Source organism: Thermococcus peptonophilus (genome assembly GCF_001592435.1).
Classification (GTDB): Archaea; Methanobacteriota_B; Thermococci; order Thermococcales; family Thermococcaceae; genus Thermococcus; species Thermococcus peptonophilus.
The window spans coordinates 536,191-550,805 of sequence record NZ_CP014750.1; the positions used below are offsets into that span (position 1 = coordinate 536,191).

The following is a 14,615-nucleotide window of genomic DNA, read 5'->3' on the forward strand; positions in this document are numbered from 1 at the left end:
GGGTAGGTGGACAAAATGGATAATCCCGCCGATGTACTCTTAAAGGCCATGTATGGATTGGGTCTGACCGTGGGTTCTACTATCGCTACAGTTCTGTTCGAAAAGGCCGTTGATTATTTTGGAGACAGGGTTGGTCCTAAGGTCGCCGAGATTGCCAAGAGGAGTAATCTGCTTGACAGAGTTTTTCGCCCAGGATTTTACTGGGGCTACTACCACCTTCTCCGCTCTGAAAAAACAGACTGGATGTTTTTCAGAGGGATTTCATTAAAGAACGAGTATCTGAGAGCCGTAAGGGATTCGTACATTGGCAGTCCAACGTTCAAAGAGCTTATGGGCTCCCAGGCCGACCGCAGATTCTCCGAATACAAGCGTGCATTACCTCTAATTGCAAACGTCACCCATACTGACAACATATGGTTCTGGCCCAACTGGGCTTTCAGTTCAATGCTCTTATTTACACACCTCAAGCTCTACTCTCCCGGCGCTAACGAGTGGATACTCGATGTAAGGGTTCCCTCCAAAGGGATAGGGATATACAACAACCTCGGCAGGCGTTTCATCAAGGAATACTATTTAAAGAGAAACAAGGAAAAATACGAGGAAATCAAACAGTTCTATGGGGGCTTTTTAAGTAAACTCTCATCCAGAAGCACCTCCGGGAAAGGAACTCCCAACTCAGAGAACGAAGAGTACCAGCTCAGCATAGGACTGAGAAACAGACCGTTAAGGTGGGTGGCCGGTGGAGTCATTCCAATTCTTTATTATAGAAGCAAATGGTGGTTCGCTTTCCCTTACAGGGATATTCCTCCTGTTGGCCTTAATCATTTTGGGGGACTTTCTCAGGATTCAGAAGAGAGAAAGAACCCACGCTTAATGGCGTTGAGAGAATTTCTTGAAGAGTTCATGGTCCTATCACATCCTCCTGAGTTCGGCGTTGAGGCCATAAGAAAGCCGATACACATCTCGGGGGAATTCCACGAGTCAATTAAAGTCAATCGTCATTTCAAGAGGCTCCAGCATTTTCACAAAACCCTCAGGGAGACCCAGGATGGTATCCCCATACTTGATACGGACGATAAGGATCATTCGGGCATAGTTGAACTGCATGCCGTTGATAGTCCCTTCACGGTTCGCATCGACTTTGGAGGTGAAGTAAAGAAAATCCACGACGTTTTCTTCTCAATAGATCCGTACGAACTCGGCATAGAGATAGACTTCATCTACTGGGGCAGGCTGGAAAAGAACGACTACATTCTCTTTGGGGAACCCGATCCAACCGGCAGCTACCTCATACGCTCACCGATAGTGTTGATTTCCATGGATAAGATCCTTGAGAGCATTGAAAATGATAAGCTCGAGCAGTATGATAGAAATGACTGCCACGAGTGCCGCTCTCTTCCACGGTTGAAAGAAGGTGATTACTACATCTTCGACAGGGATTCAATAGAATTGAGGAGCGAGAGAATGAAACATATCATCGACAATTACCTGATATCAGAGCACCCCGGAGACTTAGACGAAATAGAATCTCTCATAGACGAGATCCTAAAAACAGAGAATTTTGAAAAGGCCAGCAATTTAGCCAATACTCTCAAAGATAAATGGATGGAAGTGAAAAATAGAGTAACAGCTCAGGACTCAATAGTCATACAGGAGCTGGATACCCATATAAGCATAGCAACCTCAACGTGGCCCAAGCTTCTCCAGCTTCGCAAGGGAGTAGACATAACACCTGAAAGCCCATGGGCAGATTTTGCAAGGCTTGTGCCGGTTGCTTGGAAAGTGCTGACAATGGCGGTTAAATCTGGCTCCCTCTGCAGGTTTAAATACCACTGAGCCGTTGTTAACCAATGGTGTCCAAAAACCCTTTTAATGTTCTTTTCTATGCCCCCCATGTAGGGGTGAGAAGATGGAGAAGGAAAAGCTCATCGAAGAGATAAACCGGCTTAAAGAGGAGAGGAACGCGATAATCATGGCCCACAACTACCAGCTACCGGAGATACAGGACATAGCGGACTTCCTTGGGGACAGCCTTGAGCTGGCGAGAAAGGCCGTTAACGTTGATGCCGACGTAATAGTCTTTGCCGGCGTTGACTTTATGGCCGAGACCGCGAAGATACTTAACCCAGATAAGACGGTTCTCCTGCCCACTCCAAGGGCGACCTGTGCGATGGCCAACATGCTCACTATAAAGCATATCATTGAGGCCAAGAAAAAGTATCCGGATGCTCCGGTTGTTCTTTATGTTAACAGTTCCGCTGAGGCAAAGGCCCATGCCGACGTTACAGTCACCTCAGCAAACGCCGCTAAAATCGTCGGGAAGCTCGACTCCGATGTGATTATCTTCGGCCCGGACAAGAATCTGGCCCACTACGTTGCTAAGGTGACTGGCAAGAAAGTCATTCCCATTCCCCCCAATGGGCACTGCTACGTCCACAGGAAGTTCACGCTGGAGGACGTTAAAAGGGCGAAAAAGCTATATCCAAACGCAAAGCTTATGGTCCACCCAGAGTGCGAGCCAGATGTACAGGAACAGGCAGATATAATTGTCTCCACCGGCGGGATGATAAAGAGGGCCTGCGAGCACGACGAGTGGGTCGTCTTCACGGAAAGGGAAATGGTGTACCGTCTCCAGAAGCTCTACCCGAACAAGAAGTTCTATCCCGCGAGGGAAGACGCCACATGCATTGGAATGAAGGCGATAACGCTCCAGTACATCTATGAATCTCTGAGGGACATGAAGTACAAGGTGGAAGTCCCAGCGGAGATCGCGGAGAAGGCAAGGAGAGCTATAGAGAGGATGCTGGAAATGAGCTAATCTAACTTCTTTTTGATTTTCCATTTACCGAAGTGGAACAATGTGCATGTAATTAAACCATAATGTTTCAATAACGTGGAGCTAAGACGGGTATTCTCAAACAACAAGCAACCGATTGTTTTAAAAATATCCTTTTTGAGAGGTTAATCTAATAACAATAAACAAAAATGTCAGGGATTAAAGATGAGGGTAAGACTAACCACAGCTTACTTGGCCATAGTCATTGGGGCTTACATGGTAGGTCTCGGGAACGTATGGAGATTTCCAGCCCTCCTCCTGAAATACGGTGGAAGCGGACTCATCGCATATCTGATCTCCGTGGCACTCTTGACGACCCTGATAGCCTCAGTATTGAAAGTGGCCCACGTCGAGGTAGGTGGTATCCTCGAGCACTATGAGAGACTCAACTTCCCGGCGTTTACCCTTTTCTTCCTCGTGCTCAACGTCCTGTTCCTGAGCTATTACTCCACAGTAGGGGGCTTGGCACTATCCAGTCTAATAACCAGCAAAGCTCCAGAGAACATCCTGTGGAAGCTGCTAAGCTCATTGGCATTTATCCTCATTGTCTTCGTTATTCTGATGGCAGGAAAGAAAAGGGTATTTGACATTATGGCTATTTCACTCGTTGCATTTCTCGTCCTTGTGAGTTTTGTCATATTCGAGATGTACTCATATGTCGGAAATGAAAACGAGATCCTCAGCTCATTTAAGAGCCTGTTTGCAGTGAAAGGATTTACGGTTGAGATGATCGCTGATATGATGGCCCAGGCCGCCTACTCCCTGGGAGTTGGCCTGGGCTTTTACCTCATTTTCGGGTCGTTCATGCCCAAAAAAGCATCACCGGCCATAATAGCAGTTACCGGCGCCATTATCGACACCCTAGCTTCCTTTATGGGGCTTGTCCTGTTTCTACTGGTTTCGGCCATCATTCCAACTGCCCTCATCACAAGCACCGGCATAATATTTGAACTAACTCCACTAATCCTGAGCAAGTACCTCCAGATGCCCCTCCTGAAGATTGGGTTCAATCTGACGGTGCTCTTAGTGGCGATAACCAGCATGGTGCCCCTGGGAGAAGTAGCGGGAACGGTATATGCAAAGATAACTGGGTTGCACAGAACTGATGGAATGATTGCAGTTTTTATTATGACACTATTCTTTGGTACCCTGAACGTACTCCTCCTTAGTTACAACATAGACGCCATCCAAATTCTTGATAAAACCGTTGCAGTACTCCTGTTTTTCGGAACAGTAATAGAAGCGTTTGGAATTAGGCTGAGCAACGTGTCCCCGGTCTGGAAATACACGGGATACATAGTTTCCTGGCTTGTGGGGTTGGTTGGGGTTTACTACCTCGCGGTATCAATAAAGGAGCATAACTACGCCTCTATCCTTGTTCTTCTAGCCCTCTTCCTGCTGATTATCGCAAGCAATAGGCCCATCAAAAACAGGATGCGAAAGGTTAAGCGGCGGCAGTATTTTAGCTACAGATAAACCAGCCTAGCCCTTCCATTTTTTTCAAGCCATTCCAGGAGCTCCTTCGCGAACTTGAACTTTTTCTGCTTGCTTTCCCAAACTGGAGAGTGTTCTTTGAGGTGAGGTTTGCTCCATCTCCCGACAACATCCCCGAAGTCAAAACCAACAAGCACAATCTCTCCAGCCCCAAGTTCTTCAGCTAAAAATGCTGCTCTATCTCCGTCGGTGAAGCCACCAAAGTTATAAACTATGTCGAGCGGCTCAGCCTGGGCCGTGCCGAGTATTCTGGAAAAGAGAGGAACGTATGACGTCATCTTCTCGATGTTGTCTCCGTGGGCGTGGATGACCATGAAAGCACCCCTGTCATTGGCTACCTTAAGGTCTGGAATTCTGCCGTCAAGGTCACTAACGATTATGTCTGGAACGAGGTCGTTTTCGAGGAGTGCAGAGGTAGCCCCGTCGGCCGCTATTAGTGTCCCATCCGAGAAATCGAACTCTTTCAGGGCTTTTTCAAGGCTTGGGCCAGCTCCGAAGACGTAGGCCTTCCTCTCCATAACTGCCTCAAGCTCGTCCCGAAGGAGGTACTCGTCCCCCTCAAGCAGAAGTGCGCGCAGTATTTGGGCGGCCTTTCTGTCCTCTTCGACAGAATAACCCATTTCCTCAACAATCCTCATGTAGAAGGGCTTCCACTCTTCCCATTTCATTTCAATCCCCTCAGTTTACGGTCTATTTTAAGCATTTCCCTCCACTGCCTGCCGGGCCAGTATATCTGTCCGCAGTTCTTGCAGACGTAGAACTCGTCATACTTCTCGTAAACGCTCTCTGGGACTTTACCCTTGATATATTCCTTGGGAACCCGTTCTATTGGCCCGTTGCACTTTGGACAGCGGGCGTTGGCCGGGAAGAGCTCCCTGAACTCGACTCCCAACCTTTTCAGCTCCTTCACCTGTTCCTCAAGGGAGTTCGAAGAGAGAAGGAAAACCTTTGCCCTCATTGCTCTGGCTCTCTCGGCGAGGCCAGAGTCCCGGGTAAGGATTATTCTGCCCTCTTCAAGCGCTCTCTTAATGATCTCGTAATCGTCCACTATCCCGTAGAGGGTGTCGTAGCCGTAAAGCCTGAGCCACCTTGCCAATCTCCCAAGCATCATGTCGGCGATGAACTTCATTGTCATCCGACTAATTTTCTGGTTGAGGATTTAAGGGTTTGCGGATTCGCTGGAAAGAGAAAAATCCACCACGTCTTCCTCCCTTCTTGTCAGCGGGGTATGAAACTTGTTTTCCAAGCAGTTCGGAGTCTTTCAAGTCCAAACCAGCCAGGGGAAAGGACCGACTGTCATTATCCCAAAACCTTTTAACCGGCAGCTATTTTACAGCTATAAAACACTTGATGCCCGGTGGTCAGAATGCTCGTTTACTTCATCGGCACCGGCGGAAGCGAGGGGATTCCAGCCCATCTCTGCACCTGTTCGTCCTGCAACGAGGCTCGGAAGTTCGGCTTTGCCCAGAGGAGGCCCTCAACTCTCGCCGTAATCACAGAGAACCGGAAGGCGGTTCTCTTCGACGTCGGGACTGATATAAGGGACTTCCTGAACGTCCCCCTCGAGGCGATCTTCCTGACTCACTGGCACCACGACCACATCTACGGCCTCTACAAGCTCCGCTGGATGGCGCTAGAGACGGAGCTCTACGCACCAGAAGGACACGCAGACGCTCTAATCCTCAACGAGCCGAAGAACCTGAGGCCGAAGATTCTGAAGCCGGGTGATACCCTCAAGGCGGACACGCTGAGGATAACGGCAATAGGGCTTAACCACGACGTTGAGACGCTTGGATACTTGATAGAAGAAGACGGAAAGAGTGTGGCCCTACTCTACGATACGAAGGGTCTCCCAGAGAAAACCTGGGATTTCCTGAAGAAGAAAGCACCACTGAGGCTCGCAATTGTCGATGCCACTTACCCTCCTGGTTTCGATAACCCCAAGCACAACAACGTGGACGAAGCTGCAGAGATCGGTTTCCAGCTGGCGGAGAGAACAGTCCTAAGCCACATCTCCCATAAGAACCTGCCCTTCCTTGAGCTCGTTGAATACGTAAGGAAAAGATGGGGGAATAAGGTTTTAGTCGCCTACGACGGGATGGTGTTCTACGTCTAAACGTTTTTAGCACTTTGAGTCCAAGATTAAGTAGGTGATTGGATGCATGTCCTCGAGCTTGCGAAGAGGAGGAAGACTGTCAGGCAATTTCTTCCCGACAAACCCCCGAAGGAGGACATTCTGAAAGTAATAAAAGCTGCCAAAGAAGCCCCTTCCGGAATGAACGCCCAGCCCTGGAGGTTCGTCGTCGTTGACGACGACTGGCTGAAGGCCAGAATCCGAGAGACCTGTGAGAGGGAAGAAGAGAAATTCTATTCTCACACTAAAGGGAACCTGATGACCTGGCTGAACGCTGAAGGCTTTAGACCTGAGAAGCCGTTCTTAAGCGAGGCGCCATATCTGATCCTTGTATTTGGATATACTAAAGCCCCTTACTGGCTCCAGTCAACGTGGATAGCCGTGGGCTATCTCCTGCTCGCCCTAGAAGAACTCGGCCTCGGGACGGTGACCTACACGCCGCCCAACCCGAAGCCCGTTGAGGAGCTCCTGAACGCTCCTAATAACTACAAACTCCAGACAATACTCCCGGTTGGCTATCCCGCCAACCCCAAGCCAAAGTACGAGAGGAAAAAGCTGGAGGACGTGGTGAGCTTCAACGGCTTCTGAGGTGTTTTTCAAGCTCCTTCAGAACTTCCATCTGTTCCCATGTTTCCACCGCCCCTGGCCTCTTTTTCCTGACTTCCATTAGGGCCTCACGGAGAGAAAGACCCTTCGAGTACATGAGCCAGGCCGTTGCCACCGTCCCGCTCCTTCCCAAGCCGCCCATGCAGTGAATAAGCACCTTTTTGCCAGCTTCAACCTGACCCTCAACCCAGCGGAGGACTTCGAGGGGCTGCTCAACACTTGGAGCCGTGAAATCCTTGATCGGGCTATGAAGGACTTCAACCCCTCTTTCCTTCCACTCTTCAAGCGAATATGGAAGCTCATACTCTTCCACGAGGACAACTACCGCATCAAAGTCCTGGGCAACTTCGTCGAGCTCCCTCTCCGTCGGCATCCGCGAGAAAGCAACTTTGTCGTCAATGAACTTCACGGAGGACCACATTTCACCACACCCTCGTTCCAACGGGCACTTCATCAGGAACAGGTAGAAGGTAGACATTGCCGTCTTCGGTTTCTGCAAGTAAGAGCATTCCCTGGCTCTCAACGCCGCTGAGCTTCTTGGGCTTGAGGTTGAGGACAAAGATGAACTTCTCCCCCTCCAGTTCCTCCGGCGAATACTGGTCGGCTATTCCCGTTATTATTGTCCTCTCCTCATTTCCGAAGTCCACATCGAGCTTGATGAGCTTCTTCGTACGTTTCAGCTTCTCGGCCCCCTTAACGAGGCCGACGCTGAGGTCGAACTTCCAGAACTCATCAACATCGTAGAGCTCCATAGGATCACCGGAAAAAGTTGGGAGAGGAGATATTTTAGGGTTGCCCTTCCCACAGAAGGATTTCATCCCCCTTGCTTTCGGAAATTAAAGTCCCATTCCCCTCAAAGACCCACGCGCCGCCGGGCGGAAAGCTGTTTACGATGAATGTCTTAACCCTAAAGAGCCTAACGCGCTCTGACATGGCATCGATGTCCCCTTCGTTGAGTTCCCCGTAGTCGGGCGAATACTCCATGGGCACGAAGAGGAAGTCGGGCCTCTTCTTCCTCACCCACTTGGCTATGCGCATGTTGTAGAGGTCTCCGCAGATAATAATGGAAACTTTGCCGAACTCGGTCTTGGCAGTCCTCACCGTGTTGCCAGTACAGAACTTGTAGGGCTCCTGGAACTTGCGGTGCTTGAGGAGGACTTCGCCGTTTCGTCCGATGAGCAGGGCCGAGTTGTAAACGCAGTTCTTGTAGGGTTCGAGAAGGCCGAAGACGACGTAGACATTGTTTTCCCTCGCCAGCTCGCTCACCCTCTCGGTTATCTCGCCGTAGAGCTCCGCCCCGCTGAAGTCCCACTCTCTAAAACCCGTCAGGCAGTACTCGGGAAAAATGAGAAAGTCAGGTTTGTGCTTTAAGGCCTCATCAAAGCGCCTTTTGAACTCCTCCCAGTTGGCCTCGAAGTTTCCGTCCTCAACGCGCATCGGGATTAGTGCTACCCTCATTTTTCACCCGCCTTATGAGTGAAAGCACGCCCAGAACTGCAATCAGGGCAAAGAGCCTGACATCCCATTTCTCGGCTTTTTTCATGACAAGGTACACAACGACAAGGCTGAAGATGTAGGAAATCACCATGGAAAGCCTCTCATGCTCCCCATTATCGGCCACGTAGAGAAGGACAAGATAAACGACCACCAGACCAAAGTAAAGGTATCCGATAAAGTATGCAGGAACAAAGGCTAGGATTATCATGATCACCGCGAGAAGAGTGAGGATTCTGTTGCCAGGACCGTTCATTCTCATCGTGGCCACGGAATTACTACCATATACAAAAACTTTAAAACTTTTGCCCTCAAAAACGTTCAGCTCAAGGGGAGTGTATCAAATGGGGGGACGCGGCTGTGTGGAGGTTCTGGGCAAAGACCTCGCTGCGGGTGTGAAGGAAGAGGACAGGGAGACTGTTATGGTTGTTGAATCGATAGCCGAAGGGTAAAAACGAAATTGCACGCTTTAAAACGTTTGGAGGGATTGAGTATGGATCTAATCAGGAAGTTCAAGCTCCTGATGGCCCTGATGAGCACGGGCTTCCTCGGGAACCTGCTCGTTATATACTTTCTTTCCAAGGGCTTTAGCTACTCCCAGATAGGCATTGAGACCTCGGTGATGGTTCTTGGGGGCTTTCTCTTCGAGGTTCCCACTGGGATCGTCGGCGACAAAATAAGCAGAAAACTGAGCGTCCTCATAGGCTTTACCATCCACGCCCTCGGAACTGTCGTTCTCCTCTTTCTCAGGGACTTTCCCATGCTCTTCCTCTACGCCCTCATCTCTGCCCTGGGCGCCTCCTTCGTCAGCGGGAGCTTTGAGGCTTGGCTCTTCGACGACCTGAAGTACATAGGAAGGGAGAGAGAATACAGAAAGGTCATGCGCGAAGCTAAGAGTGTAACGATTCCGCTCTCTGCAACGACCCTCGTGGTGGGGGCCTTTCTGGCGCAGTTCTACGGCTTCACCCTGCCCATCGTTCTAAGCCTTATAGTTGAGCTTTTGGCGATAATTCTAATACTCTCGATTCCAGAGTACGAGTTCAAGAAAACGGGGAGGAACTATCTGAGTCACACACTTTCTTCTTTAGGGGAGCTCCTCAAGCCGAGGCTCTTCTGGCTGGTCTTGCTGTCCATCATCGTTGGCATGCAAACTAATCAGTTCAGGAAGTTCTTTGAACCCTACCTCGGTGAGGTACTCGCCAGAAGTCTCGGAACGACTCTAATGGACACCCTGGGGCTTCTTGGAATTGTTGAGGTCACCGTCAGGACGGTTCCAAGGCTTATCGGCGTCCGCCTCCGTGACTCCTGGAGCAGAAAAGCCTACTCCCTCGCCCCCGTTCTCCTACCACTGTTAACAGTTCTCTCCGTTGTCTACACCAACCCCATCTGGATCGTGGTACTCGGAATCGCTCTGACAATTATAACTGCTGCATTCGGCTTCAACTTGAACGTGGAGTTCCAGCACAGGATACCAAGCGAGAAGAGGGCCACCATCCTTTCCCTTGACAAGATGCTCGCCGGATTGGTAATGGCAGTTTTCTACGCCGTCTATGGCTTCGCGGTGGACAAGCTGGGCCTTTCCGGAGCCCGGCTAACGTTCGCGTTGGCACTGCTGGTGCTTGGGGCCGGATTCAAAGCCGGAGAAATCTTGGGACTCCTTGGGGAGCATCTGAAGCTGAGCCACCTTGAGGATGGATGCTAAGTTTTAACCCAAGTAGGGGATTAAAATCAGTATGTGAGCAAACAGAACGAAGGTGAACAAGGCATGAGACCCCTAATCCTGAAGAGTGAAAAAGTCTCTCTTGGGGTTCCCTCAAGGAAGACCTTCAAAAAAGCTGGGAGTGGTTCAACGAGCGGAGCACTGCGAGGGCGCTCTTTAACTCCGCTTATTTCACTCTTCCAGAGGAAGAGGAGGAGTTTTATGAGGAAATGAAGAAGAACAAGGACAAGATGCTCACTTTTGCGGTGGTTGAAAATGGGGGCGGAAAGAGCGTTGGTGTTGCTGGCTTCAACTGGGTGAACTACCAGGCGAGATGGGGCGAGATATTCTACTACCTGACCCCAGAAGAGCGCGGTAAGGGCTACGGAACCGAAGTGGCGGCCCTTCTAGTGAACTACGCCTTCAACCACCTGAACCTCCATAAGGTCTGGGGAAGGTTCACGCCGATAACGGGGCCTCGATAAGAATTCTTGAAAAGAACGGGTTTGCCCCAGCGGGAAGACTTAAAGACACGTCTGGAGCGATGGGAAATACATAGACGAGCTGTTCTACGAGCTGATTCGATAAGAGTGGAGGGAATCCAAAACTCTAAAACCTGAGGCGGGATAACAATGTTAGGTGATGTGCATGGAACCAATCATCCGTGAGGCCCAACCCGAGGATAAGCCCTTCATTGAGGAGATATCGAGACTAACGTGGGAGGGAAACGACTATCTAGCTCACGTATTCGATGACTGGATCAAAGATGGGAATTTTTACGTCCTTGAGCTTGACGGGAAGGTAATAGGGACGGTCAAGCTTACCCTCCTGCTCAACAGAGTGGGGTGGATGGAGGGAATTAGGGTACATCCCTACTATCGCGGCAGGGGATTCGGGAGAATGCTTCACAACTTCATAGTCCAGAGGGGAAAAGCACTTGCGGATGAAGGAAAGATTGATGCTCTTGAATTTTCAACGTACATCCAGTTCAAGGAGCCTATAACCATGGCAGAGAAGGATGGGTTCTGGATTAAAGCAAGGTTTTTTGTCGCAAGCGCTAGTGTTGAAAATTTTGAACCTGAGGAGCCTATGAGGATAGAACCTGAGATGGAAGATCTAACCCTGGGACTCATTCCAATCGGCTGGCGTTTCGTGAAGAGAAACGAAGATACCCTGGATTGGATAAAGAGAAACGCTGAGGTCTATGATCACAACGGGCTCCGCTTCATAGGGTCAAAGGGAGGAACAACTTTTGCACCGCTTGATCCAGGACCCGCTGCCCTGAAGGCTCTCCTGCCGGCGATGGCGTGGGTGGCAAAGGAGAGAGGTAAAGAAGAGTTCGACCTGATGCTACTCAGCGCGATAAAACCTGTTCTTTCCGGATTCAAAAGAACAGGGATTAGGATATGGGGCAATGCGGAAGAACCTAACGTTCTGGTGTTCAGAAAAAACTTAACTTAGCCCCTTTCATTTCTAAAAATCATCCCTATTCCAGTCAACCTCAACAAAGAACCCCTCAACGAGAACATCAACAACGTCCTCTGGAAGACCTTTCTCCCTCAAAGCCTTTCTAAAGGCCCTCTTTCCGCGATTGACAATCCGGATTATCCCAGCAATTTGGAAGAGGGACTTTGGAATGTGCAAAAAGAGAAGCTTAAAGAGCGAGCGGACTAAGCTCACTCCTTCCTCTCCTCCTCTTCCTCGATCTCAACTTCCCTGACCTTATTGTGGCCAAGGGGAATGTTAATGCCCACATTGCCTCCCCTCTTTCCCATCATGTTAACAAGGGCCTCTGTAAGGGTCTTAGCGACGTTTATACTCGCCATGTACTCCTTCGTCAGCTCAAGCGCGGCCTCCTTGTCCATTCCGGCCTCGACGAGGTTCTTATAGAAATCGGCAACGCTCTTTCCCATGGCAGCCATCTTCTCCGGGTCGTAGAGCTCCCTGAGGAGCTCCTTCAACGGCCCCATGATTCCCTCCATCAGGGTCCCTACCTTGTCCATCATCACGGCAACTTTGTCGAGGTCCTTGTCGCCCTCTATGGCGTCTATGAGGTCTTCAAGCATGTCCACCTTCTTCTCCAGGGCCTTGAGTTCCTCGGGCGTCTTGGCGTTCCTCATCTCCTCAACGATCTCGTCAATCAACCTCTCAATCTTCTCCGCGTTCGCCATATCAACCACCTCAATAATCATTAGCATGCTCAAACCTAATCGGCATTCCGATCAGCTCTAACCACTTCCTGACCACGCCACGGGAGAGGGCATAGGTCTTTCCTCTATTGTCCTCAGAGGGCACTTCCCTTACAACGCCAAGTTTCTTCAGCTCCTCAAGCTTTGCCCTGACTGTGTTCCGCGAGGCTTTTCCACGCCTCCCCTTGAGCTCCCGCGCTATCCCGCTCACGTTTGCCCTCCTGAGGTCGAAGAGAATCTTCACGATCTCCCTCGCTATCGGGTCGTGCTTTATCTCGGGAATAACAACGTCTATGCTCAGCCCGCCGTATTCAGCGTAGAGGTTGAGGAGCCTGAGATAGGACTGGGCCATCTGGGAGACTATCTCGAAGCTCTTCCTCAGCGCCTCAAGGGCCTCCCTGAGCTCCTGGACTTCCCTGGCTAGGTCTTCGTCGGGCATGTTCGTTAGTTAGGTGCTCAACCATTTAGGGGTTGTGGTCAGGGGTGAGCAGTTTGCCGTCGGTACTACTTCCGTCATTCTCTTCTTTCGTCTCTTCTGTGGAGCATCGTGTAGATTTCTTCCAGTGTTGGCTCGTTCCGTTTTATCTCTTCAACGGTTATGCCCCTGCTCACGAGAAGCCTGTTTAGTTCCGCCGGCTCGGCGTCTTCTACGATGATATATCCTCCGACGATCCTTAGGGCATAGCCTTTTTCTCTGAGCACGTTCATGGCCCTCTTCTGCTCCTCTACCTTCACGATTGCTCCTTTCCCTGCAGGTGCACTCTTTCTGAACTCCTCCAGATTTCCAGAAAAGAGTACTCTCCCTTCCTTGATTACAGTAACTCTTTCACACACCTCATCAACATCGCTCAGTATGTGGGTGGAAAAGACAACGGATGCGCCCCTACCCTTCGCGTACTCTCTGAGAAAGCGCTTGAACTTCAGGCGCCACTCCGGGTCGAGGCCCTTCGTGGGTTCGTCTAGTATCAGAACTTCTGGACTTCCAAGGAAGGCCCGCGCTATCGCGGCTCTCCTCTGTGTTCCACTTGAGAGTGAGGAAACTTTTTTGTCCGCGTATTCGCTGAGTTCAAAGAACTCAATGAGCTTTTCAATCTCTTTCTCATCGTGAACTCCCTTCAGCAGGGCGTATCGCTGGAGGTTGTCGCGGACGGTGAGGTTTGGGTAGAGGAGGTCGTACTCTGGTAGGTAGCCTATTCTTGCCCTCACCTCAGGGCTTTTGAGCGGGTTGACGCCAAGAACCTCAACCCTGCCCGAATCAGGGACAAGAAGGCCAAGAATAATCCTAAAGGTAGTTGTTTTGCCCGCTCCGTTGTGGCCGAGGTAGGCGTGGACTTCACCGGGCTTTACCGTAAGAGTTATCCCCCGAAGGACTTCCTTTCCGTTTATGGCTTTCCTCACGTTTTCGAGGACTATCATAAGTATCCCTCACACAAGCAGCATTCTCTCAGCGAGGCGGTCTCCAAGAGATTTTAAGATTGCAAGCGATGGAACCGAAATTCCCAGCGAGATGGCCAGAGAAAGCACTAGAGCGAGCTTCAGAGACAGAACGCTCCCAAAGTATTTGGGAACATAAACGGGAACGACGAACGCTATAAAGCCTATGGCAACCTTCACAGCGTTGAACAGTACTGATTGAAAGAGGAGCGTCGTTAGAATCACGAAGAAAGTGAATGTGAAGAGCAAGGGCATTGAAATCAGCAATCCAGAGAGCACGGTCGTCAACGGAATGTGAACCCCACTGTAGTCTGCAAGGAGCAGTCCAACAAAACTGCCCAGAAGAATTCCAGTCGTTTCAATGACGAATCCTGCAGTTGTTTTGAGGAGAAGGAGGCGCGTGGGAGGGAAAGGAAGCGAGAGGAGGAGCTCATGAATGCCCAGGAGCTTTTCTCTGAACACTGCTCCGCTGAAGAAGAGCGAGAACATTATGGCGAGCGAGATGCTGGTGATTCCAACGATTGTCCCGCTGGAAACGGACATCCAGCTGGCCATCCAGTATACAACTGCCGTCGTCCAGGGGATCCAGATTATGTTGAGCCCGATTTGCTTTGCGGTGTATTTAACCTCCTCACGGAGCTGATCCCATGTTAGCTCCATTTTTCAGCCTCCAGAACTTTGGTTCACAGGGATCGCTTGATCAAAGTTGGGAAATCATAGTTAGGGCAT

The 14,615-nt window shown here is 50.2% G+C and carries 18 protein-coding genes and 1 pseudogene; 8 read left to right on the plus strand and 11 right to left on the minus strand.

Annotation, left to right across the window (positions count from 1 at the left end; genetic code table 11):
• Positions 1 to 6: 6 nt before the first annotated feature.
• The 3 genes from A0127_RS02800 (at position 7) to A0127_RS02810 (ending at position 4,312) form a co-directional block, all read left to right on the plus strand.
• Positions 7 to 1,836, plus strand: coding sequence for a hypothetical protein (locus A0127_RS02800; protein ID WP_156471143.1), 1,830 nt, complete (start codon positions 7 to 9; stop codon positions 1,834 to 1,836).
• A 73-nt stretch (positions 1,837 to 1,909) separates the two neighbouring features.
• On the plus strand, positions 1,910 to 2,818 hold the full coding sequence (nadA, locus tag A0127_RS02805) for a quinolinate synthase NadA (RefSeq protein WP_062387700.1): 909 nt from the start codon (positions 1,910 to 1,912) through the stop codon (positions 2,816 to 2,818).
• A 183-nt stretch (positions 2,819 to 3,001) separates the two neighbouring features.
• Positions 3,002 to 4,312, plus strand: a complete 1,311-nt coding sequence (locus A0127_RS02810) for a sodium-dependent transporter (protein ID WP_062387703.1) — start codon at positions 3,002 to 3,004, stop codon at positions 4,310 to 4,312.
• Here the strand turns inward: A0127_RS02810 and A0127_RS02815 are convergent.
• Positions 4,303 to 4,998: a 6-hydroxymethylpterin diphosphokinase MptE-like protein gene (locus A0127_RS02815; RefSeq protein WP_062387706.1), complete on the minus strand. Its 696-nt coding sequence runs from the start codon at positions 4,996 to 4,998 to the stop codon at positions 4,303 to 4,305. The two genes, A0127_RS02810 and A0127_RS02815, sit on opposite strands and share 10 nt — an antisense overlap.
• Positions 4,995 to 5,459, minus strand: coding sequence for a Mut7-C RNAse domain-containing protein (locus A0127_RS02820; RefSeq protein ID WP_062387709.1), 465 nt, complete (start codon positions 5,457 to 5,459; stop codon positions 4,995 to 4,997). Before A0127_RS02820 ends, A0127_RS02815 begins: the two co-directional genes overlap by 4 nt.
• Positions 5,460 to 5,696: 237 nt before the next feature.
• On the opposite strand from A0127_RS02820, the gene A0127_RS02825 reads away from it, so the two are divergent.
• Together A0127_RS02825 and A0127_RS02830 are read left to right on the plus strand one after the other, a co-directional pair.
• On the plus strand, positions 5,697 to 6,446 hold the full coding sequence (locus A0127_RS02825; protein ID WP_062387712.1) for an MBL fold metallo-hydrolase: 750 nt from the start codon (positions 5,697 to 5,699) through the stop codon (positions 6,444 to 6,446).
• Between the two features lie 42 nt (positions 6,447 to 6,488).
• Positions 6,489 to 7,052 carry a nitroreductase family protein gene (locus tag A0127_RS02830; RefSeq protein ID WP_062387715.1) on the plus strand — a complete coding sequence of 188 codons (564 nt, stop codon included), beginning with the start codon at positions 6,489 to 6,491 and terminating at the stop codon, positions 7,050 to 7,052.
• On the opposite strand, the gene A0127_RS02835 is transcribed toward A0127_RS02830, so the two are convergent.
• Genes A0127_RS02835 through A0127_RS02850 form a run of 4 tightly spaced genes read right to left on the minus strand, consistent with a single transcriptional unit; the run spans position 7,039 to position 8,835 of the window.
• The gene (locus A0127_RS02835) at positions 7,039 to 7,491 is read right to left on the minus strand and encodes a protein-tyrosine phosphatase family protein (RefSeq protein WP_082781381.1); all 453 of its coding nucleotides are present in this window, start codon (positions 7,489 to 7,491) and stop codon (positions 7,039 to 7,041) included. The two genes, A0127_RS02830 and A0127_RS02835, sit on opposite strands and share 14 nt — an antisense overlap.
• 1 nt (position 7,492) lies before the next feature.
• A complete protein-coding gene (locus tag A0127_RS02840; RefSeq protein WP_062387721.1) occupies positions 7,493 to 7,822 on the minus strand; it encodes a methionine--tRNA ligase subunit beta in 330 nt (109 codons plus the stop codon).
• Between the two features lie 34 nt (positions 7,823 to 7,856).
• Positions 7,857 to 8,528 carry a carbon-nitrogen hydrolase family protein gene (locus tag A0127_RS02845; protein WP_062387724.1) on the minus strand — a complete coding sequence of 224 codons (672 nt, stop codon included), beginning with the start codon at positions 8,526 to 8,528 and terminating at the stop codon, positions 7,857 to 7,859.
• Positions 8,497 to 8,835 (minus strand): hypothetical protein, encoded by a 339-nt coding sequence (locus A0127_RS02850; RefSeq protein ID WP_062387727.1) that lies wholly within the window; start codon positions 8,833 to 8,835, stop codon positions 8,497 to 8,499. The genes A0127_RS02845 and A0127_RS02850 overlap by 32 nt, the downstream gene beginning before the upstream one ends.
• 222 nt (positions 8,836 to 9,057) lie before the next feature.
• Here A0127_RS02850 and A0127_RS02855 point away from each other — a divergent pair, with 222 nt between their 5' ends.
• From A0127_RS02855 to A0127_RS02865, 3 genes and pseudogenes are all read left to right on the plus strand, one after another.
• Entirely contained in the window at positions 9,058 to 10,266 is a 1,209-nt protein-coding gene (locus tag A0127_RS02855; protein WP_062387730.1) for an MFS transporter, read from the plus strand.
• Between the two features lie 176 nt (positions 10,267 to 10,442).
• Positions 10,443 to 10,748, plus strand: a pseudogene (locus A0127_RS10685) (GNAT family N-acetyltransferase); the annotation flags it as partial.
• 163 nt (positions 10,749 to 10,911) lie between these two features.
• Positions 10,912 to 11,724, plus strand: coding sequence for a GNAT family N-acetyltransferase (locus A0127_RS02865; protein WP_062387734.1), 813 nt, complete (start codon positions 10,912 to 10,914; stop codon positions 11,722 to 11,724).
• 12 nt (positions 11,725 to 11,736) lie between these two features.
• Here A0127_RS02865 and A0127_RS02870 read toward each other — a convergent pair whose 3' ends face one another.
• From A0127_RS02870 to A0127_RS02890, 5 genes are all read right to left on the minus strand, one after another.
• Positions 11,737 to 11,943, minus strand: coding sequence for a hypothetical protein (locus tag A0127_RS02870; RefSeq protein ID WP_062387738.1), 207 nt, complete (start codon positions 11,941 to 11,943; stop codon positions 11,737 to 11,739).
• Positions 11,940 to 12,434, minus strand: coding sequence for a hypothetical protein (locus tag A0127_RS02875; RefSeq protein ID WP_062387741.1), 495 nt, complete (start codon positions 12,432 to 12,434; stop codon positions 11,940 to 11,942). The genes A0127_RS02870 and A0127_RS02875 overlap by 4 nt, the downstream gene beginning before the upstream one ends.
• A 10-nt stretch (positions 12,435 to 12,444) precedes the next feature.
• Positions 12,445 to 12,891: a hypothetical protein gene (locus tag A0127_RS02880; RefSeq protein ID WP_054841581.1), complete on the minus strand. Its 447-nt coding sequence runs from the start codon at positions 12,889 to 12,891 to the stop codon at positions 12,445 to 12,447.
• A 74-nt stretch (positions 12,892 to 12,965) separates the two neighbouring features.
• Positions 12,966 to 13,868 (minus strand): ABC transporter ATP-binding protein, encoded by a 903-nt coding sequence (locus A0127_RS02885; RefSeq protein ID WP_231855796.1) that lies wholly within the window; start codon positions 13,866 to 13,868, stop codon positions 12,966 to 12,968.
• Between the two features lie 9 nt (positions 13,869 to 13,877).
• Positions 13,878 to 14,546, minus strand: a complete 669-nt coding sequence (locus A0127_RS02890) for a hypothetical protein (protein ID WP_062387743.1) — start codon at positions 14,544 to 14,546, stop codon at positions 13,878 to 13,880.
• Positions 14,547 to 14,615 lie beyond the last annotated feature (69 nt).

Coding starts and splice junctions, on each gene's coding strand:
- A0127_RS02820 (WP_062387709.1), bottom strand. CDS start 5,459: ATGAAGTTCATCGCCGACATGATGCTTGGGAGATTGGCAAGGTGGCTC.
- A0127_RS02880 (WP_054841581.1), bottom strand. CDS start 12,891: ATGCCCGACGAAGACCTAGCCAGGGAAGTCCAGGAGCTCAGGGAGGCC.
- A0127_RS02840 (WP_062387721.1), bottom strand. CDS start 7,822: ATGGAGCTCTACGATGTTGATGAGTTCTGGAAGTTCGACCTCAGCGTC.
- A0127_RS02825 (WP_062387712.1), top strand. CDS start 5,697: ATGCTCGTTTACTTCATCGGCACCGGCGGAAGCGAGGGGATTCCAGCC.
- A0127_RS02835 (WP_082781381.1), bottom strand. CDS start 7,491: ATGTGGTCCTCCGTGAAGTTCATTGACGACAAAGTTGCTTTCTCGCGG.
- A0127_RS02890 (WP_062387743.1), bottom strand. CDS start 14,546: ATGGAGCTAACATGGGATCAGCTCCGTGAGGAGGTTAAATACACCGCA.
- A0127_RS02815 (WP_062387706.1), bottom strand. CDS start 4,998: ATGAAATGGGAAGAGTGGAAGCCCTTCTACATGAGGATTGTTGAGGAA.
- A0127_RS02810 (WP_062387703.1), top strand. CDS start 3,002: ATGAGGGTAAGACTAACCACAGCTTACTTGGCCATAGTCATTGGGGCT.
- A0127_RS02885 (WP_231855796.1), bottom strand. CDS start 13,868: ATGATAGTCCTCGAAAACGTGAGGAAAGCCATAAACGGAAAGGAAGTC.
- A0127_RS02855 (WP_062387730.1), top strand. CDS start 9,058: ATGGATCTAATCAGGAAGTTCAAGCTCCTGATGGCCCTGATGAGCACG.
- A0127_RS02875 (WP_062387741.1), bottom strand. CDS start 12,434: ATGGCGAACGCGGAGAAGATTGAGAGGTTGATTGACGAGATCGTTGAG.
- A0127_RS02865 (WP_062387734.1), top strand. CDS start 10,912: ATGGAACCAATCATCCGTGAGGCCCAACCCGAGGATAAGCCCTTCATT.
- A0127_RS02845 (WP_062387724.1), bottom strand. CDS start 8,528: ATGAGGGTAGCACTAATCCCGATGCGCGTTGAGGACGGAAACTTCGAG.
- nadA (WP_062387700.1), top strand. CDS start 1,910: ATGGAGAAGGAAAAGCTCATCGAAGAGATAAACCGGCTTAAAGAGGAG.
- A0127_RS02830 (WP_062387715.1), top strand. CDS start 6,489: ATGCATGTCCTCGAGCTTGCGAAGAGGAGGAAGACTGTCAGGCAATTT.